Origin of the sequence: Candidatus Rhabdochlamydia sp. W815 (assembly GCF_018642185.1) — a bacterium.
Classification (GTDB): domain Bacteria; phylum Chlamydiota; class Chlamydiia; order Chlamydiales; family Rhabdochlamydiaceae; genus Rhabdochlamydia; species Rhabdochlamydia oedothoracis.
Window position 1 is genome coordinate 1 of sequence record NZ_JAAVTY010000002.1, and the last position, 23,848, is coordinate 23,848.

Here is a 23,848-nt window from a genome sequence, read left to right on the forward strand (position 1 = left end):
TTTTAGATACGACTTCCAAGGATATAGAAAGGGTGGAAACTTTACTAAATAACAGACCTAGAAAGGCTCTCAACTTCGAAACTCCACTAGAAGTGTTTACGAGATTATCTACAAACATGCTATGCTCGGGTGCACAATAGATGTTTTTTCAAGTATTTATATGTTCTTTTTTGTGCACTTCAAGGTTGAAAGGGCCAATAATAAAAAACACTTTTTTTTTATAAAATCCTATCTTTAAAAATCAACATAAGATCCTTCATAAGCAATTTGTTATGCTGGTTCTTGCTTTTATTGCTCTACTTTTGAAAAGATTTTAAACAGGCTCTTAGACAAGAATTCTATTAGTAAGCCCTTAAAGTTCAAATATACTTATTATATAAAATAATTATTAAAAACTTATCTTTTATAGGCATTCTTTTAAGAAGTATTCAACATTTATTGGATACTTCTTTTAAATTTTCAAAGATTTACCTATTTCCATAAATTATTATAGATATAATTTTTTTGAATCCATCATACTATCCAAGTATCCTCCTCAAATAAAAATAAAAAAGTTAAGTAGCTCTTCCAAAGAGGCGGCTAGTGGTTACGGATAAAAGTAGTATCTACTCGTAGGAAGATGAATTGTTTACAAATAAAATATTAGAAACACAGACTTTTTTGTTAAATCAAGAATTTATCTCAAAACATTAATCGAAAATTAGATGTGTAAACGCATTTAAAATTACATAAAAAAACATATAACAAAAGTAAGCTCATGCCAACAAATAATGCCATAAATTTAAGTCAGTTAGGAATTGTTGCCTATAATGGAACAGGAACCTTTTTTGGTCGCACACTTACCTCCACAGGAAACACTGTTACCATTACCAATCCCAATGGCGTTTCAGCTGCACCTAACTTTGAAGTTAACACGGCAAATATCAATATAAATAATTTAGGTGGCGTTCCCTTAGCCGTAGAAAATGGAGGCACGGGCAACACTACTTTAACTGAAAACGGACTTCTTCTTGGGAATGGTACCAATCCAACTACATCTGTACCTGCTGGGACAAATGGCCAGTTGCTAATTGGAGCAACAGGTGAAGCACCTGCTTTTACAACACTTACCTTATTAGGGGGATTGACACAAACCCCAGGAGCCAACTCACTTACCTTAACAGCACCCCCTATTACAATTACAGGAAACGGCGTTACTGTAACCGGCAGCCCTGTTTCTTTGGGGGGAACGGTCACTTTAACAGTTTCTGCAGGGGCAGGGCTTACCTGGGTAAACGTCTCAGAAACAAAAAAGACGATTGCTCCCAATATAGGCTATATTGCAAATAACGTAGCACAGGTTGTCTTTACCTTACCTGATACAGCAAACATAGGGGATATGTTTTACATAACAGGAAATGGACACGCAGGTACAGCAGGTTGGCAGATTAAACAAAATGATTCTCAGCAGATATATTTTGGATCTAAAAGTACAACAGCAGGATTAGTAGGGTCTCTTACTGCAACAAGCCAGCTAGATTCCATTTGTGCGGTTTGTGTAGTAGCCGGAACCAGCACCATATGGAATATCATAACTAGTGTTGGAAACATTATGGTTGTATAACTTGTAATAGACAAGACTTAATTTGACAATTTAGGCAACTGCGGCGTGATGCCGTAGTTGCATAAGCAACTACCAAAGTGGTAATTTATGAATATAGCAATAGAGAGAAAAGTGATAAAAAATAAACTAGGTCTTTTAAAATTAGCAAAAACGCTAGGAAATGTATCTCAAGCATGTAAGCACATGGGATATTCAAGAGAAAGCTTTTATACATACAAAGAGCTTTATGAAAAAGGCGGAGAAGCCGCATTACAAGAAATCTCTAGAAGGAAACCCTGCCCTAAAAATAGAGTGGAAGAAAAAATAGAAACTAGCGTAGTTGCATTTGCTATAGAAAAACCTGCATATGGACAGCTCCGAGTTTCCAATGAGATGAAAAAGAAGGGAATTCTTGTTTCTCCTGGAGGGGTCAGATCGATATGGCTAAGGCATGATCTAGAAACATGTAAGAAGAGACTAAAGGCGTTAGAAGCAAAAGCAGCTCAAGATCACTTGATCTTTGGGTAATCATTAGAAAGTAATCTGCATTCTATTGCAAGCAAGAAAAATTTTTAAAGAGCCTCTTGCGAGCAGAGGGGTTTTCCAAGAAAAATTTATAATAAGTAACATAAACACTCAAATGGGAAAAATAGCAAACGCATTAAATCTACCAGCCTCTTCTAATATACAATCCCTAACCCTTGGAAACAGCAACAATTTCCTAGGCACTAATACCCTAGATTGTAATGGATCAGCCGCTTTTGGAATCTTTGCAGGAATAGCGGCCCCTACAAACGGTGTAACAATTGGCGGCTTTTTAGGATTGGGAACTGCAAATCAAACCTTAAGCAATTCTACTGCTGAATTTGTGATGCCAACTGCAAATACCGAGTGCAATATATACTTCACATCTTACGTAGGATCAGTAGGAAGCAATGGTACCTCACTGATCTTGCGCTCAGCCAGAGGAACAGCTTCAACTCCTACGGCTAACCTAACTAGAAGCACTTTGGGCTTCATTGGAGGAAATGGATACACGGGTAAAGGATTTACAACAACATCTAAAGCTGCAGTCCTTTTTGTCACCACTGAAGACTGGTCAGATACGGACAATGGCGCATCCATATCTTTTCAAGCCACAAGAAGTGGAACCACGAAAACCAGCACGATTGCTCAGGTAATAAATACAGCTGCATCAACTTCAGGCGTCGCTATTTCTAATGAGGGTTCGGGGTTATTGATTAAAGAAGGAACGAACGCTCGGATGGGAAGAGCTACATTAGTTTCTATTTTATTATCCCCATCTGTTGTAACGGTATTCAATAATACCGTTACTGCAAATACCGAGATTTTTCTTTGCAGTAATATACCCAGTGGAGGACCTGGTATTTTGTCTGTAATCGCAAGAACAGCTGGTGTGAGTTTCACTATTTCTTCTTCAGCAATCGGGGATACTTCCGTTGTGTCTTGGTTATTAATCGAACCATCTCCTTAGAGCTTGTTTAAAATCTTTTCAAAAAAACCTAATTATGCAATTCTTAATTTTAAATCAAACTAGTATACCGTATTGACCATTGACGCAACTTATGCAAGCTTATTCATAATGTCTCGTTACCTGTATTGAGAGAAATCTCTTTTTTTTGAAACGTGTTTCGCAAGAAATATCATCAAACCTCTCCAAAAATTTACGAGGAATTGCAATAGCTACTAAGATGTAGGAAGAAGACTCTTCGGTCTTTACCGGAGAGCTTGCATGCAGGGATTGTTGCTAAAAATGATGAATTTGAAGTGCCTGTACTAGAAGTAGATAAATTATCGAGTTTTGAATGATCAATAGACATGCCATAATTGCACACAAAGAAGGGGTTACTCCTTAAACGGAAAAAGAGCAAAAAAAATTAGGAGCAACCCATGAATTGTTATATTGGAACGAGATGTATCAATGAAAAGAACTTTTATCTGTGTGTTAAATGAACAAGGGAAAATGATCCATGAAGGTTTAGAAAAAACAGATCCTGATTTACTAGCAGATGATTTTTCAAAAAGAGATTTTTAAGAAATCATAGTTGGTTTTAAAAGTGGATTCTTGTCTCATTATCTGGTTAAAAGATTTTCGATTGCTGCTCTAAATCAATAGATTAATTTCTTAAAACAATAAAACACACTTTATTGCTTTGTTGTTTTAAATTTTCTATCCCACAGCAGTCATTTGAGAATTTCTCTGAATGAATCCATTTAATTCTTCAATTAAGATGCGATATCTTCCTTTAGGGCTGATTTGCACAGCTTTAATCTTCCCACTTTTAATAGCGCGTCTAATTGTTAAAGGACTCATGCCTAGCATAATAGCAGCTTCAGGTAAAGTAACAACTTTTCTAGATATGTCTAAGTGGTGACTATTCATAAGTATCTATATACTAGTTTCCTATTCGCTCCTTTGTCAAATAAAATATTTATTATTATAAATAGCTCAAAAAAAGAACCGGCATTTAAGGGCCTACATTCCCACCCCCCTAGGGCACTTTTTTGGAATTAGCCCATAGAAATGACTTTTTTCTGCAATATTATCGAGAGCACAGCCTAGCGCATGATCGGTACTGTCTTTGGCCTTAAGGTCAACTCCTGGGAGCCTTATCTATTGGCTTGGATGCAAAAAATTGATGAGCTAAATACAATGTTCTATTCGTAAAGCCCAGACCATTGATGATCATAGCCACCGCTGCTATTCCTGGACTAACTTTCCTTTGAGGGCCTGATGGCAGACGATTGTCAATTTTATACAAAAGACAACATCTTCTTTAAATCTTATTTACTGTAAAAAAAATTTAAGCCCATCAAGTTTTATTGCTATATTGTTTTCTAATAAGAAAAGATCTCTTCTGTTGATATCAACTGGAATTAAGAGAAGTTGGTTTTATTGCCAACCAGCTTGCAATAAAACTTGCCTATTTGTTTTTTCAGGTCAAATTCAGCTAAAGCCATTTCTATGGCTTTTTCGACAATGAGAGTTTTAGAAATTTGTTTGCTTCCAGAAAGGCGTCTAATTTCCATCCATTTATCTTCTAAATCCCGAAGTGTTCTAACCGACAGGTTAAAAGTAGCCTTTTCTTTAGGTTCTTCTAAAATAGCTGTGTCTTTATCTATTCCAGCAAATAACATTTGTTTTAAAACAGCTTTATTGCTAGATGTTTTTATTGCTTTATTTTTTGATGGTTTTTCTTGTTTTATTATTTTATTGCTTTCTTGCTTATTAGGTTCAGACATGAGAGAGCTCATGATATCGGGAGTTTCTAGTCTATCGCCCATAGTTGAGTATCCTTTCTACTGTTTTTTGATAGTCCTTTGCTCCTGAAGAGGAAGGGGCGTATTCGTAAATTGTTTTACCAAAACCAGCTGCCTCTGATATCCGCACTGAATATTTAACCGGCTCGCAGATTTGTTCGGAATAGTATTTTTTCAGTTGCTCTAAAACCTCGGAAGACTTCTTCACACGACGATCCCAGAAAGTAGGCAGTAAGTAAGTATGTTGCAGTTTTTTGTTGAACTTTTGAACGCTTTTTAATCTTTCTGCGAATTCGACCAAACTGTTAAGAGTAAGCACCTCTAAGCTAACAGGGGTAAGGACTTCCAAGCAGTAGAACAAAGCATTGATTGTAAGCGTATCCCAACTTGGAGAGGTGTCAACGATCACAAAGTCAAACCTTCCTTCGATAGAATAAAGGGATTCGGAAAGCGCTTGTTCAGAGCTAAAATCTTTCCGGCCTATCGCACGCTTTACACCGGATAACCCTCTGCCGCCAGATAAAACCCAAAGTCCCTCTCTTGCTTGGAACAGGGCTTGTTCGACACTAACTCGTTCATTAAGTACATCTGCTAAACCGTACTTTGGTTTTACTCCTAGCAAAAATGCATCTTGCCCTTGATCATCTGTGTCAATTAAAAGCACTTTTTTCCCAGATAAAGCAATCCCATGAGAGACAGAAACAGCTGTTGAGCTTTTAGCAACTCCTCCCTTAGAAAGGGCTATGCAGATTTTTCTCATTATTGCCTTATTGCTTTATTTTTCCTAAAAGTAACAATAAGGCAATATAATATGCAAGATGTTATGGGTTTTTCCCAAGTTGTTAGAGAAAAAAACGATCTAGCCGAATAAATTCCTACCTGAGTCTGAATTCCATATTGATGCCCAGAGACTCTCTGTAGATGGTTTTTTTTTCCAGCGGACGCGGAGGAGGAGAGCAAGTTGATTATGGCTACAAAGGTAAAGGCGTGACATCGCATTTACTGGTAGAAAAATCAGGAAAGCCTCTTGCAATCACTTTTACATCAGCATCCGGGGATGAGAAAAAACAAGTGATCCCTCTGCTTAGGAAAGTCATTCCCTTCATTAAAAAAGCATGGAATCAGGGAAAAGTACCCATACTTGAAGCAGATAAAGGTTATGACTCAGAGCAAACACGTATCGATGTTCTTTCCCATGAGGTTTTTCCTCTGATAGCTCGGAAAAGAAACACTAAGGGATATAAGATAAAAGGCATTTGCTACCTTGAAAAGCAACGTTGGGTCGTTGAGAGAACGATTTCTTGGTTAAAGACATGCTTCCGTCGTCTTACAGTGCGCTGGGAAAGAAAGGCAATATATTGGAACGGACTATTAATGTTTGGACTACTGGGATATTGGATGAATTTCTTAAGTCGGCAAGTATCTTTAAAACAGTAAATTTAATTCAAGATAGGTTCATTTAAAGAGGCCTTTTCAAACTCTTGCATAATTAACCTTTGTTTTTAAGTATTACTATTACTTATTAAGTGAGGTGTTTTTATATTATTTATTTTAACATAATTGTGTTTAAATAATAAACTAATTGATATTCTATTGAATTTATATTAATTTTTTTATAATTTAAATTATTTTATAGAGCAAAAGAAAGATATGCAGAATTTGAAAACTGCAAATTGTATAATTACCTGAAATAGGCTACATGTTTAGTCCCAAAGTATAATGGTGTATACTATAAACATTTAGCATCAAAGGAAACATTATGGGACAAATATGATCTTGCTACAATAAATTGGACATGAAGAACCCGAATAAATTAAAACAAATTTATTGCTGCAGTTCTTCCCGATATTTAGGAATATTTTCAAAAAAGGCATAAATTGCCGTCTTGAAATCTAAGAATTTTTCATAATATCGATTATTGCGAACTTTTTTATTCATGAATCGCCAAAGGCGTTCAATTAGATTGAGATCGGGAGAATAAGGAGGCAAGAATTTGATTTCTACTCTGGATGTGTTTAGGTAATTTGCGACGATTTTTGACCTATATTAGGCAGCATTATCGCATATAACCACGACTCTTTGTGCAAAAGGATACTTTAGATCCTTTTTCATACCATCCATAAGAGGGTTTCGAATTGTGTTGAGGATGAACCCCATCTAGATAAAGCAGTTGATCTATTTGAGCGAGTTCTTTTTCTAGTTTTTGTAATTCTTGCGAAAAAAGCTTTTTTGCTTCCTCATTCACTTTTCCAGGAATCAGCAAAACAAAGGTTTACAAAAAAAACCGAAGACATAATCATTTCTGAAAATGTCTCTGGTGATGTGGAGCGTAGCGGAATCGAACCGCTGACCTCAACAATGCCATTGTTGCGCTCTACCAATTGAGCTAACGCCCCTTAAAAGTCCTTTAAGATACTACGATTTCTGACTATTTTCAAGCTAAATTAAATCTCTAAAGTTTTAGCTGCTTCTTTCCAACATTGCATAAATAGATTAGATCTCTTGTGATCCTGCTAAAATAAATGGGACATGAAGAACCCGAATAAATTAAAACAAATTTATTAAAGAGGTTCTTATGAGAAAGCAAAAAAAATATGATCGAGAATTTTAAGTTAAATATAGTAAAGCAATATAAAGAAAGCGGGAAATCCATGACATCGATATTCCGTGATTTTGAAGTTCCTATGGAAACTTTAGCCGGGTGAATTCAAGAATTTAAAGAACAAGGAGAAAAGAGTTTTCCTGGATCAGGCGAGATCAAACCCTGCAATGAAGAGATGTATCGCCTTCGCAAAGAATTAGCAGATAGGAAACAGGAAAGAGATATCTTAAAAAAGGCTATGGCTATCTTCTCACGACCAAGAAAAGCAAATTAGAGTTCATGAAAAAGCAGCATTACAAGTGTAGAGTGAAGAAGATGGCAAAACTTTTAGAGGTGTCTAGAAGCAATTTTTATTGCTTTGTTCGTAGAAAGCCCAGTAAAAAAGCATGCATGAGCGTAGTCGATCTATCTCAAGAATTCACGCCGAACTAAAAAAAGAGGGTGTGATTTATTCTCGTAGAAGAATAGCAAAAATCATGAGAGCATAGGGGATACAAGCTAAAACATATAAGGTATGGAAAAAGACAGCTGTAGCTAAAATGCATAAAGAAATAGTTCCTAACTTATGTAAATCAAAACTTTACAGTAGGTGCTCCGAATCAACCTTGGGTGTCAGATATCAGTTACATAGCGACTCGTGAAGGATGGCTATATTTAGCAGTTGTGCTAGATCTGTTTTCAAGAAAAATTGTTGGATTCTCTATGGTAGCAGGATCCGAACGGATCTTGTTAAACGTGCATTACAGCAAGCTATTCTGATCGTGGTTCTCAATATGCAAGTGAAGATTTCAAGAGAAAAACCGATCAACATGAAATTATTTTAAGTATGAGTAGCAAAGGAAACTGTTACGATTGTAGAGAGCTTTTTTCACAGCTTAAAAACAGCGCATGCTAACTTTTGTAAATTTAAAACAAAAGAAGAAGCTATGGATAGTTTATTTGAATATATAGAAGTGTTTTACAACAAAAAGAGGCCTCATTCTACTTTAGGGTATGTCTTTTCAAGAATTTGAAACAAGATGGATGAATCAGCAAAGTATTTGTGTTCTTGCTGTCTAAAAAAAGGTGACAAGATCGGACTTTTATAGAAAGAAATAAAAGTTTTATTTTAATAGTTAATTTTGATCAAATTAAAATAGGAATGTTTTAGATAAGAACTTTGTTTTTTATTGTATTTTCAAAAAAGCCCCTGTGCATACAATGCAAAAAAAGGAGCAGAATTATGGGGGTATTTGACCAAGTAACACTATTACTACCCGACTCTATTTTTCAGTTAAATACTAGCTATCAAGCAGATATACGTAAAAATAAAGTAGACTTAGGAGTAGGGGTTTATAAAAATGAAAATTTGCTTGCAGAGATTTTGCCAAGTGTTGAAAAAGCACAAAAATATTTATTGAAGAATGAAAAAACAAAGACCTATCTTCCGATTGAAGGAGATCCTCTTTTTCTTAAGGCAGTTGGACAATTGGTATTTGGCGCTAATTTTTTTTCTGCTCATCAAGAGAGATTAGTTGCTGTGCAAGCAATTGGAGGAACAGGAGCTCTAAAGTTAGCAGGTATTTTCTTAAAACAAGAACTCTCTTCTAAGGTTTATGTTTCTAATCCTACTTGGCCCAATCATCAAGGGATCTTTAGGAATTGTGGTTTACAGGTCTATTCATATCCTTATTATGACAAATCTAACCGTTGCATAGAGTTTGAAAAACTCATGCAATTTCTCTCTCTTATTGAAGAAAAAAGTATCTTGGTGCTACACGCGTGCTGTCATAATCCAACAGGGATGGATCTAACCCCCGCCCAATCCAAGATCTTGCTTAAGGTATGTCAAGATAAGAAAATCATCCCTTTGTTCGACTGTGCCTATCTAGGATTAGGAGAATCTATACAAAAAGATCGTGCAATGATTAGACTGTTTGCAGAAGAAGGAATGGAAATGCTTGTTGCTTTTTCCTGTTCTAAAAATTTTGGTCTCTATGCAGAAAGAGTAGGAGCTCTATGGATTCTTGTTGAAAGTTGTTCTGTAAAAGAAAACGTCATCAGTCAGTTAAAAAAGATTATACGCACAAACTACTCTAATCCTCCTAAGTATGGAGCGCAAATTGTAACACATATCTTAAGTAGCAATTTAAAAAAAGAGTGGGAATTAGAGCTTTTTTCTATGCGTAAAAGAATGAATCAAATGCGCCATTCTCTATGTGCTTATTTAAAAAAACATCTATTTTTAAAACAAGGGTTAGGAATGTTTGGATTAAGCGGACTGAATCACTCCCAAGTTAAACAATTACAAGAAGAATATGCGATCTATATGACAGCAAATGGTAGAATGAATTTCTGTGGTTTAAATGCAGGTAATGTAAAATATGTAGCACAATCTTTATTAGATGTTATATGCGAAGAATAAATTATCGTTCTTATATATTTCTCACTGGAATTTTTTTTGTACTGTTTTCTTTCTCTCCAGGTAGATCTCTTGTGTTGCGTCAGATGACAATCTGTGCTTTCTCCTGTTTGTGGGAGCGCATCTATTTATTAACCCACCCTCTTCATCTTTCCATGTCATCTGTTGCGAAACAAGAATTAGAAACGCTCAGACAAGAGAATTACTTACTTCATTTGCAAGTTGATCATATTCGGGAATGGCTTTTATCAGAAGATCGCATAAACGAACAAATAGATTTGCTCAAATCTATGAACAGCGCAAGTTCTGAAGAAAAGGAAAAATTGTTTTTGCGTCGTCGCCGCGAAGAAATTATGAAGATTTTACAGCTAAAATCTAAAGCAATTCCTGCTAAGGTCATCTTTCGTGAACCTGGAAGTTGGAGCAACTATGTTTGGATAAATGTAGGAGAAGCCGATAATAAAAATTTACAGGAGGGGGTGATTGCTAAAAACAGCCCTGTTATAATCGGTAATTCTGTGGTAGGAGTGGTTGATCTCATCCATAAAACACAAAGCCGCGTACGCTTAATTACCGATAATCGTCTTACCATTGCAGTAAGAGCTGTTAGAGGAAAACAACAGGACCATTTTTTACTCGAACAACTCAATGCATTGCTATTTTCCTTGGAAAAAAATCAAAATAGCTCTTGCTCTCAAGAGGTACAGGAAGCAATTTCAGCTCTTGCTCGGCTCAAAGCTCAATTCATTCCTGTGAATCAAAATATCTATTTGGCCAAAGGTGAATTACAGGGAACAGGGCGCCCTTTGTGGCGCTCCTGTGGATCTTTCCTAAAAGGAACAGGTTTTAACTATGACTTTTCAGATCAAGAAGGATTTGCTCGAGATTTACGCTCTGGTCTTACCTATGAAAAAGGTTCTAGGCTGCCCTCTATTGCTTTATTAAATGTGGGAGATCTTTTAATCACAACAGGATTAGACGGTGTTTTTCCTGCAGGACTGTATGCTGGAATTGTTTCCAGAGTAGATATTCTACAAGAGGGTCAATGTTTTTATCATTTAGAAGCTATAGCAACCGCTGGAAGTTTTGATGAGCTCAATTTTGTATGCGTTCTTCCTGCCTTGAAATAGCTACAACCGTTCTTTATTTCAATAAAAAACATTGCAAAAAAAGTAAAAATTATTAAAAATCTAGACAATGAGAATTAAGGCATTATGTCTTGCATTGCTTGAAAAAAACTTAAAACATAAGGAGCTTATATTATGAGAAAGAGCATTTGGTTTTTACTAGCGGCTGTGGTTTCTTTATATGGCGTAGCATTTGCAGAAGAGGATAGTAATGAGCCGTCTGGCACAGAGATTGTTTCACAAGAAGATAAACAAGAGCAAGCTCCTGTCTCAGAATGTAGATAGCTAAAGTAGAAGACCATCGGTTACATCTGATGGTCTTTAATCCCATCTAATGCATAGAAAATGGTTTTTTTTAGCTGTTTAAGGCATGAGCAAGAGGCAAAAGCATATTGATACACTTCTTCTCTAATGGGTGTAAGCTCTTGCTGCTCATGATCTATCAAAGAATAAATGTTAGGGTAGTGCTGAGGCAAAATGGTTTGACCACAGCGAAAAAGATATGTGCTTAGAGGTTCTTTTAGATCGTTCTGATTTAAAAAAAACATAGGTCTGTTCACATATAAAAAATCATACCCAATAGAAGAGCGATCGCCAATGTATAAATCGCAATGCTTTAATAAAGGATAAATGGGTATTGGATCTGAAATAAAATACACACCGGTGATGGTTTTGCATTTTTCCTCTAGCTCTTCTACAAGAAAAAGATGTTGTAATTTTAAATTGGGATGAGGTTTAATGAGTAGTGTGTATTTGTCTGGTTTTTGTTCAATTAAAAGATCAATCGCTGAAAAAAACGAGCTAGATTTTTCATAGTCTTGCCAAGTAGGGGCATATAGAATGGTTTTTTTCTGTTCCAGGAGAATTTTTTTTGTCACATAGGTATCATACCAGTCTTTATGTTGCATATAGAATTGATAACGGAAATTACCTGTGGTCACATAGGGTTTAATTAGGTTGTAACGGTTAAAAAAATCAATCATTTGCTGCCCGTATACTAAAAGCAAGTTTTCTTGGCACAGCGCTTCTACATAAGGCTTTATATTTCCTTTATCAGAGTTTCCATGAGGGCACCAAATGGTATGGATCTTTTTTTTAGAAAGCAGTTCTGCAAGGAAGAGAAGTTCCTTGAGCATAATACGCGAAAAGCAAGAAAACACAAATCGATAATTTTTTGTTAGAAAAAAAGGAAGTTCTAAACAATCAAGGTAGAGCGTATCCGTAAATGGGTAGATCTCTTGCGCTTGTTTTAAGATTAGCTTTTCTGTAACAATTAAAGGAATTCCTAAAATAGCGCATAGAGGAGCTAAATGATCCAGATGATGGGTCTCTGGCCCATAAATGAGGCCGGCGGAAGAAGGATGCATGTTTTTGTCCTTAAGATAGCACATTATTGACAGAGATCCATAGGTTCATTTTATTTCTTTATCCGGCTCTATGATCTGAAAAATCTCTTCCCAAATAGGACAGCAAGAATCATATATAGTAGTGCCAATTCAAACAGCTAGCTTAATGGGATTCAAGTCAACGACTTGAAACTTGTCGTTAATCCTATATTTTTCTATGCGATTGAATCGGAACCACTATATTATCACCCGGTTTGGACGCTTTGATTTTTTCCACTACATAAATAAGTTCTTCAGTTGTTAACTCGCCGTATTTTGCTTCATCGAGTAAATCACCTAAATTCTGCATAGGTCTTTGCTTTGTTGGGGGAGTCTTTATTTTGTCTTTTTTCTTCTTCTTTTTCATTTGTTTCCTTTCGTTTCCCAATAATGCTTTCTAGTTTTTCTATGATAAGAAATACATTATGGAACAACTACGATTAAAAAGATGCTATACGATAACAAGAAAGTATTTTAACAGAAAGTTAAAAAAATCTATGAGATTTCTTTATGAGAGTTGCGGTTTCTAATTAAAGTTTGAGTTTGATCCTCAATAAGGAAAAAAGGAGCCTACAAAGAATGCTCTTGATGGAAAGATAGTTGCTCCTTTTCCTGTTTGAGTGGAGAAAAACTCATAAAATCTCCGGTGTTTCTTGGGATTAAAGTTATTTCAGGTTTTTAATGATTTGTTTTACTTCTGTTAATATGCTATCTACAAATTCAGCATCCGACAAGGTTGCTTGTTCAGGGAGGTTCAAACAGCTGATCCCATTTACCAACAGATCGAATTAATTGTGTAAAAGCTACTTCTAAAATTTAGCTCGTCTACTTTCATCAGTTAGCTAAAGAAGACTTCTTTCCAGGAGATCTACTTAGAAACGTCTTGCGTGTGGAAGCAAATTTCTGGATGTAATTTCCAATCGTCCAAAAAGTTTTATCGATGGGACAAAAGAAAACGCTTTAGTCCAATTTTTTTCTCAAAACTTTCCCTAATAGAAAATGTTCTCTTAGCAGAGAATCGATCAGATGTTTTGTACAAGCAGGGGTTATAAAAGTTCTTTTTGTTTAAGTACTATTGCGGTGTATTTTTCTCTTCAGTTGCAATAGCTGTTTTCTTTCTAGGGGGTTTCGGCTTTAAACGACGCTCTTCTTTAAGGCTGCTTTGATTGTCAATGTTCTGTTGATTCATTTTTTTTGTCAATGCTCCTAGCTGATCGTTTAAACTTAAAACCTCTGTTGTCTGTTCATCGTCAAGGGGCATAATCTGCTCTAATTTCAGGTCTTTATTGCTTGGGCCTATGAGGGTTTCCAGTTTTTGGGTAGCAACCAACCTAAGCTCACGCGCTTGATTTAAGCGTTCTAGGAGGGATTGGCGCTGTTGCATAATTTGTGTAGAATGCTCTTTATCTAGTGCTTCTTGATGTAGATTTGCCAGCAGCTCTCGCATTAAGTATACCTCTTTTCGCAGATTGACCTTAATCTCGTCGTGTAGCTGATTCCAATTTTTTTGCGACGCCATATGTTATAAGCTCCTTTATTCTACTAAATAATGGAAATGCTAAAAATATACTAGATCAACTAATTGCTTAATTTATAGAATGATTATCTTTTAAGGGTTTAGATGTTTAAAAATTTGTAATTATTTGTGTCATTGTGGATATAGAAGCTTTAAAAAAGTGGTTTTTGGAACAAAAGAGGGATTTTGCCTGGAGGGTAAGCCCAACGTCTTATGCTGTTTGGATCTCAGAGGTTATGCTGCAGCAAACAAGGGCCAAAGTTGTGGAAGGGTATTTTGAGCGCTGGATGATTTTATTCCCCAATGTGAAAGCGTTGGCCTTAGCTCCTCAAGAGGAGGTGATTAAAGCCTGGGAAGGATTAGGTTATTACAATCGGGCAAGAAATTTACATTTAGCTGCAAAATATATACTCAAAAAATATAAGGGGGTCATTCCGGATAAGAGAGAGGAATTAGAAAAAATTAAAGGCTTGGGCCCTTATACCGTAGGAGCTCTTTTAAGCTTTGCCTTTCACCAAAAAGCCGCTGCTGTTGATGCTAATGTAACACGTGTGCTTGCACGTTATTATCATGTAGAAGAGGATGTTACGAAGGCAGAGACCAAGCAGCTTATACAACTCAAGACGGAAAACCTTTTACCAGAAATTGAGCCTTGGGTGTGTATGGAGGCTCTGATCGAATTGGGCTCTCTGGTTTGTGGCAAAGTAGCTAAGTGTATAAAATGCCCTATAAAAGAGGGTTGCAAAACAAGAGAATTAAAGAGTCAACATCTCTTGCCTAAGAAACCTCCTAAAAAAAAGGTCGAGCTTCTACATCGCAATGTAATTGTACTCATGTATCAGGATAGTGTTTTATTAAGAAAGACAGGATCTGGTTTGATGGCTGATTTATATGAGTTTCCCTATTTTGAAAAAGAAAAACCGCAGGAAGAGATCTTGCTTACATTTCTTGCTAGAGAAGCCATTTACCAACAACACTTAAACGTTGTAAATCATACTTTTACCCATTTCAAAGCAACTTTGTTTCCTTCTATTTGGAGGGCTTTGAGAAAAGAGATGTTTAGCAACTACATATGGGTTTTAACAAAAGATCTGACAAAGTTTCCTTTTTCAGCAGGACATAGAAAAATTATCCAACAGATAGAAGGAATGAGATGAAAATCGTTCATACAGAAAGTTCCATGGGCTGGGGTGGACAGGAGATGAGAATTCTAGCAGAAGCAGAAGGAATGAGACAAAAAGGTCATACAGTATTCTTTGCACTCTCTTCTGGTAGTGAATTAGCAAAGCGCGCTAGGCAGAAAGGGTTTGTGGTTCATACATTTTGTTTTAAATGGAAAGCTCTCTTTTTTACCGTGGGAAAGTTGTTGTTGTTTTTTAAAAAAGAGAGGGTTGATTTGATCAATACGCATTCCTCTTTGGATGCTTGGATAGCGGGGATTGCTGCAAAACTGTCCAAAAAGCCCGTTATTCGAACACGCCATCTATCCACTCCTATCCGAGGGGGGGTAAATGGGTTTATTCTTTATAATAAGCTTGCTGATTTTGTGGTTTCTACTTCTTCTGCGGTGTTGCTTTTGCTGCAAGAAAAAGCTGATTTAAGTCCTTCTCGTATGCAGTGCATTGCAACAGGAGTGAATCCAAAAATTGCTGATGCTGTGCAAGATACTCTTATTTTTCGTAAGGAACTAGGTTTAAGTCCTACAGATATTTTAGTGGGGACAGCTTGTGTGTTGCGTTCTTGGAAAGGGATTCCCGATTTATTAAAAGCAGCTGATTTATTAAAGAATCATCAACAGATCAAATGGATTTTAATCGGAGGTGGGTATTTAGAGAGGTATCTGGTGATGATTCGTGAGATGAAATTAGAAAATGTGATTTGCGTAGGCCATTTAGAATCGCCTTATACAGCCATTAGCGCTTTAGATATTTTCATGCTTTTAAGCGTGGCTCACGAGGGGATCTCTCAAGCCACATTGCAAGCAGCTTTTTTTAAACGGCCCCTGATTACAACTAGTGTAGGTGGCTTGCCAGAGGTATGTATTCACGGAAGTACCGGTCTTAGAGTTCCTTCTTCTGATCCAGAAGCAGTAGCTCAAGCTGTGCTAAAAATGGCAGAAGATCGTCTTTTAAGAGAGCGCTTAGGGGAAAATGCAAAGATGTTAGTAGAACAAAAATATACGATTACCCATACTTTAGATCAAATGGAAGCTGTTTATCAAAAGCTTCTTTGAAAGTTAAGGTTGACTCAAATTATGAAAAAACTTAAATTAGAAGATCCTTTGCCATTTGGCAGGTTAGCTCTTGCAAAAATCTTTTTCTTAGATCGCTCGATAAACCGATCTAAAATCGCTATTTATGCCTGTTCTGGCATTTTTGTCGCTATGTTGGTTATGTACCAGTTTGGAAGGTTCGAAAGCAGATCGTCCGCTTATAAAGAAGCAAATGCTATGTATGCTAAATGGCGAGATCCCCAGGCCTTTAATAAACTAGAAAAAATAGTCAGCTCACACCCAGAGCTACAGACTAAGTTTGGAGGTTTAATTGCACAGCGTCTTTTAAGTATAGGGGAGACGAAAAGAGCAACAGCTTATATGACAAAAGCTCTAGAGAGAGCTCAAGGCTTAATTTCTCCTTATTATACCCGTTTTTCTAAAACAACTCTATTAATCGCCGATGATAAGCTAATGGTTGCTTTAGAAGAAGCAAAACAGTTAAAGAGCGATTTAGAAAAGGACGCTTTTCTATGGGAACAAATGGATTCGCAAAAACGGTCTGGCGGATTGTTATATGCTTATAACTTGATAAGAATTGCTGCCTTAGAAAGAGAATTAGGTTCAAAAGAGGGAGAAAAAGCAGCATGGGAAGAAATTTTGTGCAATGCTGGTTGGTCTAAGGTAGAAGAACCTGCTAAAACCTATGATCCAAAAGCTTATGCTACTCTTGCGCGTAATTTTCAATCGGGGTCCTTTTCCCTGCTTGACTATATCAAGCAGAGAAAAAAAGAATTGGAATAAAGATCTTATTTAGGATGCTGAGCTTGTATCTCTCTTGCTAAATGATAGAGATCTTTACCTCCATGAAGACCTAATAGTAAAAAAATCAGAGGTGGTAAAAAGATAGCTAGGACCAGAACCACAATTGCCAGTACGAATTGAGTGGTTTTTTCTTGTCTAAAGAGAAAATTAAGAACGGCTTTGGAAAAGTAGGCAACTTTTCTAAAGAAAAGAACGCCTAAGATCCCTCCTAAAGCAGAAGCTCCTATAGACCAGGCACAAGAATACATAATTAGCGCAAATAAAAAGGCTAGTGCAAAAGCTAAACAGAAAAAAAACTCAAAACGATGTTGTTTAGCGAATGTTTCAATTTCTTTTACAGAAACTCCTTCTTTTGATTTATTTTCATCCATACGACCTCATTAGTTAATAGTAACCTTATTAATTGCATTAAAATAGTAAATCGAATTTTTTAGCAACCTATTGCCGGTTTCTGAGCTCCTTTATTTGATCTTTTTTTTATTTTCTCAATCTCCTACACTTTTGATCATTCCTAAGAATGAGAGGGTAATGCACTGTGATTGTTCTTCTTTCTGCTAAATACAGTATCCGCTGTCTTTTTAATTACTGTATTATGGGAGTATGTGCTTGTATAATTGCCTTATCAAGCGGTTTACTCTTTTTTTCTTATCCTCTACCTGATGTAAAAACGCGGTTGATGCAAGAGGTAAGTCAAGTTCGTATACCCCTGCATCCCTATGAATTGATTGGCTCTTTTGCTTTAGCCTTAAATGAGTACCACACCTCTAGTTGGGCTAGACGTATTGCTAATGAACTTTTGGTATTAGGTTATAATACTAGGCCAGACCAGCAATCATCTGTTTCCATGGCTTTTTCTTTGAATAAGGAAAAAAATCCTTTCACTGTACAAAATGAGGAACTGGTTTTTCTAGAAGAGAGTAAAGAGGGATTGGTTCGCTCAGAAAAAAAGACTGCGCTCTGGATTCAGCCTATTCTATTAAATAATGGGGCTATTTTAATAAAGGTATCTCGACAATTTCACTCTACAGAGCAAAATGCAGAATTTATTTCTTCTTCTTCAGGATTGTTGCAAATGCAAAACGACGACTTTATGCAACAATTGCAAAATAGCAGCTATTTGAGTTTTGATTTATTGATCCAGCATTATGGGGGCCCGAGGTTTGCCGGATGGGAGAAGAAAGGCACATTAAAGTGTGTGAATCAAATGCAAAACTATGCGTGTTTTGTTTCGGAAGCAGACCTTCTTGTATTTAAAAACCAACAGTGGCAAGTTGCTTCTCTAACCACCAAAACTCAAGGGCTCCCTCTAGCACGAGTGAAAAAACTTCTTCCAGAGCAAATGCAATTAGAGGTTTGGGATGAAAAAGGCTTTTGCTCCAGCTTGATCGAAGTACCTCTGCGGAAAAAAAAGTTTAAAAAAATGAAGCTAGAAATCCCCTTTACCAAGATTCGTATGAGAAGTGCCACACAGGTGAGTTGTAGCTTAGGAAAGAAAAGACTGTTTTTAAAACAAGGGGACTGGTTATTCAAAACTTCTTCTGGATGGTGTCGGTTGGACAAACCAAGAGACATCGAGGATTATGTCTATCATCGTCTCCTAGCGGAAGTATTTATTTTCGATGCAATTGTAAAAGAGCAAGGTTGCTCTTTTATGAAAGGAACTCTTTTTGATGAAACAAGAATGCACATGCAACAAATTCAACTACCTATTCAAACGGAAAAAAAAGAAGCTAAAACGAGAAAAAAAACCTTTCTCTTGTTACCTTTTACTCTTAAGGGGTGTCTATGAAGAACGTTCTTCTCTATTTCTGTCTAGCGACCATTACCCTTTCAGGACAGACCTTATCCGATAAGTTATTACAAAAAGAGAATTCATCCTCTGCTAAAACAGATGTTTTATTAAAAGAGATCAATGAGCGGATTTATCTCTTAAGGTCTCAATTACAAGAGGGATACCACCAGGTGCAAACTCTATATGATACTAAGGCTAATGAAGAACGGTTTCAGGCTCTTTTAGCTGAAGTGAATACGATGAAACAAAAAATCCAGGCACAAGAAAAACAATGGCGAGAAATCGTCATTAAAGAATCTAAGCAAGAGGAAGAAGGATACGCTCTTTGGGATCAAGAAGAAACCACTCTTGCGCATTTAATTATGGAGTATGGTGCATTGGATTACCTCTATATCGTGCCTCCAGAAATGGCAAATATGAAGTTAAATATGCACTCTAATGTCCCTATTCCAAGAGAATCTTGGAATGATGTGTTAGAGATTATTCTCTCTCATAACGGGATTGGAATTAAGAATATAAATCCCTATGCTAGGCAGCTCTATTTACTCAAGCAAGAACCAGCTTGCATTGAAAGGATTGCCTCCTCTTTAGAACAACTGCTCTTAACACCAGAGCACAGCCGCGTTTTTTATGTCTTTTCCCCCCCCATTGAACACATAAAAAGCATTAAGCAGTTTTTTGAAAAGTTCTCTGATCCTAAACAAACCTTTATTTATCAAATCGGTCCCAAGATCGGCATTGTGTCTAACCGAGAAGAGGTACAAAAGATCCTACACTTATATCAGAGCGTATGGGGACAGATGCAAGGGAGGGTTTCTCGTGTGATTCCTGTGCTTAAAATGTCGGTTAAAGAAATGGAAAAGATTCTGCAATCTTTTTTTAGCGAGTCTATCGAGAAAACCCGGACTCCTTTGAATAAGAATGAACAAGAAGGGCTTACCATTTTCTCTCTTTTGCAAGGCAATTCTCTGGTGGCTATTGGTAGGAAAGAGGCAGTGGATAAAGCAGAGCGTGTTGTGCGCGAAACAGAAGATCAGTTACAAAACCCTGCTGAAATGACTGTTTATTTATATCCCTGTCGTCATAGCAGTCCCAATGATTTAGCTCAGGTGTTAGAAAAGGTTTATACCTCTCTTCTAGCTGCTTCGTCTGATACTAAAAAAGAAGCAGAGTTAAATTACTCAGCTCCTGGATCTCCTTTTAAAAGGCCTCCCGATGGATACCCTCCTGTCCCTCCTCTTGTAGTGGCGCCAAAACCGATTCATTCCAACACATTATCGACGGTTGGGATCGATTATGGTAGTGATCATTTTATTCCAGATCCTAAAACAGGAACTCTGTTGATGGTTGTTCGCCGTGATGCCTTAGGAAAAATCAAAAATCTCATACGCAATTTGGATATTCCCAAAAAAATGGTGCAAATTGAAGTGCTATTGTTCGAGAAACAACTCAATTGTGAAAATAGTCTAGGGATAAACCTGTTGAAGTTAGGGACAAAAAATGTCTTGAAATGGAGCTCTAATGTAGCACCAAGCGGATCAGGAGTATTGGAGTTTCTTCTGCACAATAACTCCTCTAAACATTTTCCAGCCTATGATTTAGCATATAGTTTCTTAATGTCACAAGACGATATTCAACTCAATGCAGCGCCTTCTATTATCACTGTAAATCAAACCCCCGCTACCATTTCCATTGTAGAGGAGATTTCGATTAATAATGGAGCAGCTCCTTTAGATACTAATAAGGGGACTGCGTTTGAAAAATCTTTTTCCAGGGCTCAATATGGAATTGTCATTACTCTTGTTCCCACCATCCATCTACCTTCTATAGATGAAGTAAACATGGAGGAAACCGGATTTGTTACTTTAAAGACCAATGTTACCTTTGATACAACAAGGCATGATGAACATAAAGATCGTCCTTTGGTGAATAGACGGCATATTGAAAACGAGGTATGTATTGCAGATGGGCAAACAATTATCTTAGGGGGACTGCGACGAAAAGCTTCTCAAGATAAAGAAGAAAAGATTCCTTTTCTAGGAGATATACCCGGTTTAGGGAAATTATTTGGAGCGACTAAGCTTAGAAGCAACGATACAGAGATGTTTATTTTCATCACGCCAAAAATTATTTTAGATGCTAAGGAGCAATTGCAACAAATTTTATATGAAGAGCTTCAAAAAAGACCGGGAGATCAACCTGAGTTTTTGGACTGTTTAGTAGAAGCACAGGAAAAAGCTCGATATAAAAAGATCAAAAATGGGCTTAGTTGCCTTATAGAGAAATAACTATGGCAATGCTAACGGGGTTTTTAGCAAAATTATCAGGTTTGTTTACGCAAAGAGAGCCTCCTGTTTCTTTAGTAAAAGCGCGTTCCTATATGGGGAATGTGGAAGAAAAAGCTAAAGAATTAGAAATTGCTTTCTATGCAGATCTTTTAGATTTTTTTTGTATAAAAAATAAAATTTCTCCCCTTTCCTACTCCTTTATTCGTAAAAATCAGCTGGTAATATTAGAAGAGCAGAGGGGAAAGTGGCTTATTGCCATGCTCAATCCTTTTGATTTAGAAGCTTTAGAACAGGTCCGATTTATTACGCAAAAAGATACGCAGGTGGTTTTTACAACTCAAGTGGCTTTTGAAAAAGCAATCGAGCAGCTCTTTCATCAAAAGGAGAATGAAGCGTCGGAATATATTGCAAGCCTACAACAAAATCAAGAGAGTTGTTTAGAAGATCAGCAAGAAGGCTATGATTTATTAGAGAGCGTGAGTGAAGTTCCTGTGATTCATCTTTTAAATGTCATTTTAGCAGAAGCTGTACAACAGGACTCCTCGGATATCCATTTTGAGCCGACAGAACAAGGGTTAGAGGTGCGCTATAGATTAGATGGTGTATTGCATATGCGTCATACTCCTCCTTTAGAGCTACAAACCCAACTCATTACGCGAATTAAAGTATTAGCTCGGCTAGATATTGCAGAACACAGACTGCCTCAAGATGGAAGAATTAAGCTGCATATGGGACAAAGACAGATCGATTTTCGGGTAAGCACCGTGCCCGTTGCTTTTGGAGAGAGGATTGTACTGCGTATTTTAGATAAAAATAATGTATCTCTTGGGTTAGATAAGATTGGTATGGATCCTGTTCTGCTGAGTGCATTTAATAAATTGATTCGTTTAAGCGAAGGGATTGTGCTAGTCACGGGACCAACTGGTAGTGGAAAGACAACCACTTTATACAGTGCTCTATCAGAAATTAATTCTTCTGAAATGAATATCATGACTATTGAAGACCCTGTTGAGTACAAACTTCCCGGTATGGCCCAAATTGGAGTCAATCCTAGGATTCATCTCAACTTTGCCACAGGATTAAGGCACATTCTCAGACAAGACCCCGATGTCATTATGATTGGTGAGATCCGTGATAAAGAAACCGCAGAGATCGCTATTCAATCCGCATTAACCGGGCATTTGGTTTTTAGCACGTTGCATACCAATGATGCGCCTTCAGCATTAACTCGTTTAGTGGATATGGGAATTGAACCTTATCTGCTTTCTTCTTCTGTATTAGGGGTATTAGCTCAGCGTCTTGTACGAAGAGTTTGTCCTCACTGTAGTGTTCTGTATCAACCCTTTGATCAAGAGCTCAAAGAGATAGGCCTTAGCAAAAGCGAAGTAAAGGAGGGTCTTTATCGAGGAGCTGGCTGTGAGGTATGTTATGGTTCTGGTTTTAAAGGAAGACATGCTATTTATGAGTTGATGTATGTAGATCACTTGGTTAGACAACAATTACTTCTCTCTGCAGATGCAACTACGTTACAAAAGGTGGCTTTGGCTCAAGGAATGAGTAGTTTACGACAGCAAGGAGCTGTTTTGGTCCAAAAAGGGATTACCACTACTTCTGAAGTATTGAGGGTAACTAAGATTTTGGAGTTAGGTTAGATGCCTTTATTTCGTTATCGTGCAATTACCACTAAGGGTAAAGAGATTAAAGGCGCTATCGATGCGGATTGTTTGGAAACGGCTAAAGAAAAACTGCGCAAGCAACAACTTTTGATTACCTCTTTAACGCATCTACAAAACAAACAAAAAGAGCTGGTTTTACCTCCAACTCTTCTACTTATCTTTACAAAAGAGCTTTCTCAATTACTTAAGGCAGGTCTTCCCTTGTATGAGAGCTTGTTGACCATGGAAGAAAAATACGCACGTCACAAGGCGCATTCTCTATTTTTAGACCTTTGCCATCGTTTGAAAGAAGGCTATCCTCTTTCAGAGTCTTTAAAAAAGTATCCTCATACTTTTGATACCATCTATATTTCCATGGTGCATATTGCAGAGCAAAGTGGGAATTTGGTTTCTACTTTTGAGCAGCTTGTCCAAATTATTGCCCATCAACAGATGGTAAGAAAACAATTAAAATCTGCACTAACTTATCCAGGTGTTCTTTTTTGTTTTTCTTTTCTCATTGTTCTAGGATTACTGCTATTTGTGATTCCTTCCATGAAAGAGCTATTTCAAGATCGAACTTTGCATCCTGTTACTGCCTTTGTGCTTGGTTTGAGTAATCAACTCAATCAACATATTTGGACCTTTTTTTTATCCATGATCATCCTTTGCACAGCAACTTTACTCGCTCTAAAGAAATTTTTTAAAGAGCTTATTTATCCTATTTTGATCCAGTTGCCCTATGTAAGCACGCTTCTTTTTCATAATACCCTTTTGCGCTTATCGCGTACTATGGCTATGTTGCTCAGTGCTGGGGTGCCATTGATTGAATCGATTGCTTTGGTCAAAAAAATAGTTAGACATCCTTCGCTTGAAAAAGTGTTAATCGATGCGCAGCAAAAGCTTGCGCAAGGCAAAAAACTTTCGTGGATCTGTAATGAACATCCTATTATGCCCGCTTTAATGACAAGAATGCTCTCTATTGCAGAAGAGACGGGAAAAATGGAGGAGGCTTTTTTTCATCTTTCTAAAATTTATGAAGAAGAATTAGAGAAACACCTTGCACAGATCTCAGCTTTTTTGCAACCTATCATGTTGATTGCTTTAGGAGCAATCATCGGTCTTGTGGTCTTATCTATTCTTATTCCACTAACCGATGTGGGCTCTTTTAATTAGGAGGA

Annotated in this window: 23 protein-coding genes, 1 tRNA gene and 2 pseudogenes; 15 read left to right on the forward strand and 11 right to left on the reverse strand. The window is 36.9% G+C overall.

Annotated elements, in window-relative coordinates; genetic code table 11:
• Positions 1-757: 757 nt before the first annotated feature.
• The 3 genes and pseudogenes from RHOW815_RS00295 to RHOW815_RS00305 all read left to right on the forward strand — a co-directional run bounded on the left by RHOW815_RS00295 (position 758) and on the right by RHOW815_RS00305 (position 3,077).
• A complete protein-coding gene (locus tag RHOW815_RS00295) occupies positions 758-1,603 on the forward strand; it encodes a hypothetical protein (RefSeq protein ID WP_215216387.1) in 846 nt (281 codons plus the stop codon).
• An 87-nt stretch (positions 1,604-1,690) separates the two neighbouring features.
• Positions 1,691-2,101: pseudogene (locus tag RHOW815_RS00300) on the forward strand (helix-turn-helix domain-containing protein); the annotation flags it as partial.
• A 121-nt stretch (positions 2,102-2,222) separates the two neighbouring features.
• Positions 2,223-3,077, forward strand: a complete 855-nt coding sequence (locus tag RHOW815_RS00305) for a hypothetical protein (RefSeq protein WP_215216388.1) — start codon at positions 2,223-2,225, stop codon at positions 3,075-3,077.
• Positions 3,078-3,773: 696 nt separating this feature from the next.
• Here RHOW815_RS00305 and RHOW815_RS00310 read toward each other — a convergent pair.
• From RHOW815_RS00310 to RHOW815_RS00325, 4 genes are all read right to left on the reverse strand, one after another.
• Entirely contained in the window at positions 3,774-3,986 is a 213-nt protein-coding gene (locus RHOW815_RS00310; protein ID WP_256439885.1) for a helix-turn-helix domain-containing protein, read from the reverse strand.
• 211 nt (positions 3,987-4,197) lie between these two features.
• The gene (locus tag RHOW815_RS00315; protein WP_215216390.1) at positions 4,198-4,365 is read right to left on the reverse strand and encodes a DUF4277 domain-containing protein; all 168 of its coding nucleotides are present in this window, start codon (positions 4,363-4,365) and stop codon (positions 4,198-4,200) included.
• Between the two features lie 115 nt (positions 4,366-4,480).
• Entirely contained in the window at positions 4,481-4,888 is a 408-nt protein-coding gene (locus RHOW815_RS00320; RefSeq protein WP_215216391.1) for a hypothetical protein, read from the reverse strand.
• Positions 4,878-5,624 (reverse strand): ParA family protein, encoded by a 747-nt coding sequence (locus tag RHOW815_RS00325; protein ID WP_215216392.1) that lies wholly within the window; start codon positions 5,622-5,624, stop codon positions 4,878-4,880. The genes RHOW815_RS00320 and RHOW815_RS00325 overlap by 11 nt, the downstream gene beginning before the upstream one ends.
• A gap of 161 nt (positions 5,625-5,785) precedes the next feature.
• Between RHOW815_RS00325 and RHOW815_RS00330 the strand changes: the two genes are divergently transcribed.
• Positions 5,786-6,301, forward strand: coding sequence for a transposase (locus RHOW815_RS00330; protein WP_215216393.1), 516 nt, complete (start codon positions 5,786-5,788; stop codon positions 6,299-6,301).
• Between the two features lie 387 nt (positions 6,302-6,688).
• On the opposite strand, the gene RHOW815_RS00335 is transcribed toward RHOW815_RS00330, so the two are convergent.
• From RHOW815_RS00335 to RHOW815_RS00345, 3 genes are all read right to left on the reverse strand, one after another.
• Positions 6,689-6,898: a transposase gene (locus tag RHOW815_RS00335; protein ID WP_215216434.1), complete on the reverse strand. Its 210-nt coding sequence runs from the start codon at positions 6,896-6,898 to the stop codon at positions 6,689-6,691.
• 22 nt (positions 6,899-6,920) lie between these two features.
• On the reverse strand, positions 6,921-7,109 hold the full coding sequence (locus tag RHOW815_RS00340; RefSeq protein ID WP_215216394.1) for a hypothetical protein: 189 nt from the start codon (positions 7,107-7,109) through the stop codon (positions 6,921-6,923).
• 78 nt (positions 7,110-7,187) lie between these two features.
• Positions 7,188-7,260 (reverse strand) — tRNA-Ala (locus RHOW815_RS00345).
• 179 nt (positions 7,261-7,439) lie between these two features.
• Between RHOW815_RS00345 and RHOW815_RS09250 the strand changes: the two are divergent.
• From RHOW815_RS09250 to RHOW815_RS00370, 4 genes and pseudogenes are all read left to right on the forward strand, one after another.
• A pseudogene (locus tag RHOW815_RS09250) lies at positions 7,440-8,479 on the forward strand (IS3 family transposase).
• Positions 8,480-8,688: 209 nt separating this feature from the next.
• Positions 8,689-9,870 carry an amino acid aminotransferase gene (locus RHOW815_RS00360; protein WP_215216396.1) on the forward strand — a complete coding sequence of 394 codons (1,182 nt, stop codon included), beginning with the start codon at positions 8,689-8,691 and terminating at the stop codon, positions 9,868-9,870.
• Complete coding sequence (locus tag RHOW815_RS00365; protein WP_215216397.1) at positions 9,858-10,997, forward strand: rod shape-determining protein MreC; 1,140 nt, start codon at positions 9,858-9,860, stop codon at positions 10,995-10,997. Before RHOW815_RS00360 ends, RHOW815_RS00365 begins: the two co-directional genes overlap by 13 nt.
• 132 nt (positions 10,998-11,129) lie before the next feature.
• The gene (locus RHOW815_RS00370; RefSeq protein ID WP_215216398.1) at positions 11,130-11,279 is read left to right on the forward strand and encodes a hypothetical protein; all 150 of its coding nucleotides are present in this window, start codon (positions 11,130-11,132) and stop codon (positions 11,277-11,279) included.
• Positions 11,280-11,299: 20 nt separating this feature from the next.
• Here the strand turns inward: RHOW815_RS00370 and RHOW815_RS00375 are convergent, their stop codons facing one another.
• From RHOW815_RS00375 to RHOW815_RS00385, 3 genes are all read right to left on the reverse strand, one after another.
• The gene (locus RHOW815_RS00375) at positions 11,300-12,361 is read right to left on the reverse strand and encodes a CDP-glycerol glycerophosphotransferase family protein (RefSeq protein ID WP_215216399.1); all 1,062 of its coding nucleotides are present in this window, start codon (positions 12,359-12,361) and stop codon (positions 11,300-11,302) included.
• A 184-nt stretch (positions 12,362-12,545) separates the two neighbouring features.
• On the reverse strand, positions 12,546-12,746 hold the full coding sequence (locus RHOW815_RS00380; protein ID WP_215216400.1) for a hypothetical protein: 201 nt from the start codon (positions 12,744-12,746) through the stop codon (positions 12,546-12,548).
• A 705-nt stretch (positions 12,747-13,451) separates the two neighbouring features.
• Positions 13,452-13,898, reverse strand: coding sequence for a hypothetical protein (locus RHOW815_RS00385; RefSeq protein WP_215216401.1), 447 nt, complete (start codon positions 13,896-13,898; stop codon positions 13,452-13,454).
• A gap of 164 nt (positions 13,899-14,062) precedes the next feature.
• Here RHOW815_RS00385 and RHOW815_RS00390 point away from each other — a divergent pair, with 164 nt between their 5' ends.
• Genes RHOW815_RS00390 through RHOW815_RS00400 form a run of 3 tightly spaced genes read left to right on the forward strand, consistent with a single transcriptional unit; the run spans position 14,063 to position 16,911 of the window.
• Positions 14,063-15,052, forward strand: coding sequence for an A/G-specific adenine glycosylase (locus tag RHOW815_RS00390; RefSeq protein ID WP_215216402.1), 990 nt, complete (start codon positions 14,063-14,065; stop codon positions 15,050-15,052).
• Positions 15,049-16,128, forward strand: coding sequence for a glycosyltransferase family 4 protein (locus tag RHOW815_RS00395; protein WP_215216403.1), 1,080 nt, complete (start codon positions 15,049-15,051; stop codon positions 16,126-16,128). The genes RHOW815_RS00390 and RHOW815_RS00395 overlap by 4 nt, the downstream gene beginning before the upstream one ends.
• Positions 16,129-16,149: 21 nt before the next feature.
• Positions 16,150-16,911: a hypothetical protein gene (locus tag RHOW815_RS00400; protein WP_215216404.1), complete on the forward strand. Its 762-nt coding sequence runs from the start codon at positions 16,150-16,152 to the stop codon at positions 16,909-16,911.
• 5 nt (positions 16,912-16,916) lie between these two features.
• On the opposite strand, the gene RHOW815_RS00405 is transcribed toward RHOW815_RS00400, so the two are convergent.
• Complete coding sequence (locus RHOW815_RS00405) at positions 16,917-17,303, reverse strand: hypothetical protein (RefSeq protein WP_215216405.1); 387 nt, start codon at positions 17,301-17,303, stop codon at positions 16,917-16,919.
• Positions 17,304-17,467: 164 nt separating this feature from the next.
• Here RHOW815_RS00405 and RHOW815_RS00410 point away from each other — a divergent pair, with 164 nt between their 5' ends.
• The 4 genes from RHOW815_RS00410 to RHOW815_RS00425 are packed head-to-tail and all read left to right on the forward strand — an operon-like array spanning position 17,468 to position 23,843.
• On the forward strand, positions 17,468-18,721 hold the full coding sequence (locus RHOW815_RS00410) for a hypothetical protein (RefSeq protein WP_215216406.1): 1,254 nt from the start codon (positions 17,468-17,470) through the stop codon (positions 18,719-18,721).
• Entirely contained in the window at positions 18,718-21,012 is a 2,295-nt protein-coding gene (locus tag RHOW815_RS00415; RefSeq protein ID WP_215216407.1) for a type II secretion system protein GspD, read from the forward strand. Before RHOW815_RS00410 ends, RHOW815_RS00415 begins: the two co-directional genes overlap by 4 nt.
• 2 nt (positions 21,013-21,014) lie before the next feature.
• Positions 21,015-22,664, forward strand: coding sequence for a type II secretion system ATPase GspE (gene gspE / locus RHOW815_RS00420; protein WP_245397529.1), 1,650 nt, complete (start codon positions 21,015-21,017; stop codon positions 22,662-22,664).
• The gene (locus RHOW815_RS00425; protein ID WP_215216408.1) at positions 22,665-23,843 is read left to right on the forward strand and encodes a type II secretion system F family protein; all 1,179 of its coding nucleotides are present in this window, start codon (positions 22,665-22,667) and stop codon (positions 23,841-23,843) included.
• Positions 23,844-23,848: the final 5 nt, after the last annotated feature.

What these genes read in the sequence shown, in the direction of transcription:
- RHOW815_RS00365 (WP_215216397.1), top strand. Translation starts at nt 9,858, where the DNA reads ATGCGAAGAATAAATTATCGTTCTTATATATTTCTCACTGGAATTTTT.
- RHOW815_RS00305 (WP_215216388.1), top strand. Translation starts at nt 2,223, where the DNA reads ATGGGAAAAATAGCAAACGCATTAAATCTACCAGCCTCTTCTAATATA.
- RHOW815_RS00400 (WP_215216404.1), top strand. Translation starts at nt 16,150, where the DNA reads ATGAAAAAACTTAAATTAGAAGATCCTTTGCCATTTGGCAGGTTAGCT.
- RHOW815_RS00375 (WP_215216399.1), bottom strand. Translation starts at nt 12,361, where the DNA reads ATGCATCCTTCTTCCGCCGGCCTCATTTATGGGCCAGAGACCCATCAT.
- gspE (WP_245397529.1), top strand. Translation starts at nt 21,015, where the DNA reads ATGGCAATGCTAACGGGGTTTTTAGCAAAATTATCAGGTTTGTTTACG.
- RHOW815_RS00380 (WP_215216400.1), bottom strand. Translation starts at nt 12,746, where the DNA reads ATGAAAAAGAAGAAGAAAAAAGACAAAATAAAGACTCCCCCAACAAAG.
- RHOW815_RS00330 (WP_215216393.1), top strand. Translation starts at nt 5,786, where the DNA reads ATGGTTTTTTTTTCCAGCGGACGCGGAGGAGGAGAGCAAGTTGATTAT.
- RHOW815_RS00425 (WP_215216408.1), top strand. Translation starts at nt 22,665, where the DNA reads ATGCCTTTATTTCGTTATCGTGCAATTACCACTAAGGGTAAAGAGATT.
- RHOW815_RS00370 (WP_215216398.1), top strand. Translation starts at nt 11,130, where the DNA reads ATGAGAAAGAGCATTTGGTTTTTACTAGCGGCTGTGGTTTCTTTATAT.
- RHOW815_RS00310 (WP_256439885.1), bottom strand. Translation starts at nt 3,986, where the DNA reads ATGAATAGTCACCACTTAGACATATCTAGAAAAGTTGTTACTTTACCT.
- RHOW815_RS00415 (WP_215216407.1), top strand. Translation starts at nt 18,718, where the DNA reads ATGAAGAACGTTCTTCTCTATTTCTGTCTAGCGACCATTACCCTTTCA.
- RHOW815_RS00395 (WP_215216403.1), top strand. Translation starts at nt 15,049, where the DNA reads ATGAAAATCGTTCATACAGAAAGTTCCATGGGCTGGGGTGGACAGGAG.
- RHOW815_RS00385 (WP_215216401.1), bottom strand. Translation starts at nt 13,898, where the DNA reads ATGGCGTCGCAAAAAAATTGGAATCAGCTACACGACGAGATTAAGGTC.
- RHOW815_RS00320 (WP_215216391.1), bottom strand. Translation starts at nt 4,888, where the DNA reads ATGGGCGATAGACTAGAAACTCCCGATATCATGAGCTCTCTCATGTCT.
- RHOW815_RS00325 (WP_215216392.1), bottom strand. Translation starts at nt 5,624, where the DNA reads ATGAGAAAAATCTGCATAGCCCTTTCTAAGGGAGGAGTTGCTAAAAGC.
- RHOW815_RS00360 (WP_215216396.1), top strand. Translation starts at nt 8,689, where the DNA reads ATGGGGGTATTTGACCAAGTAACACTATTACTACCCGACTCTATTTTT.
- RHOW815_RS00295 (WP_215216387.1), top strand. Translation starts at nt 758, where the DNA reads ATGCCAACAAATAATGCCATAAATTTAAGTCAGTTAGGAATTGTTGCC.
- RHOW815_RS00405 (WP_215216405.1), bottom strand. Translation starts at nt 17,303, where the DNA reads ATGGATGAAAATAAATCAAAAGAAGGAGTTTCTGTAAAAGAAATTGAA.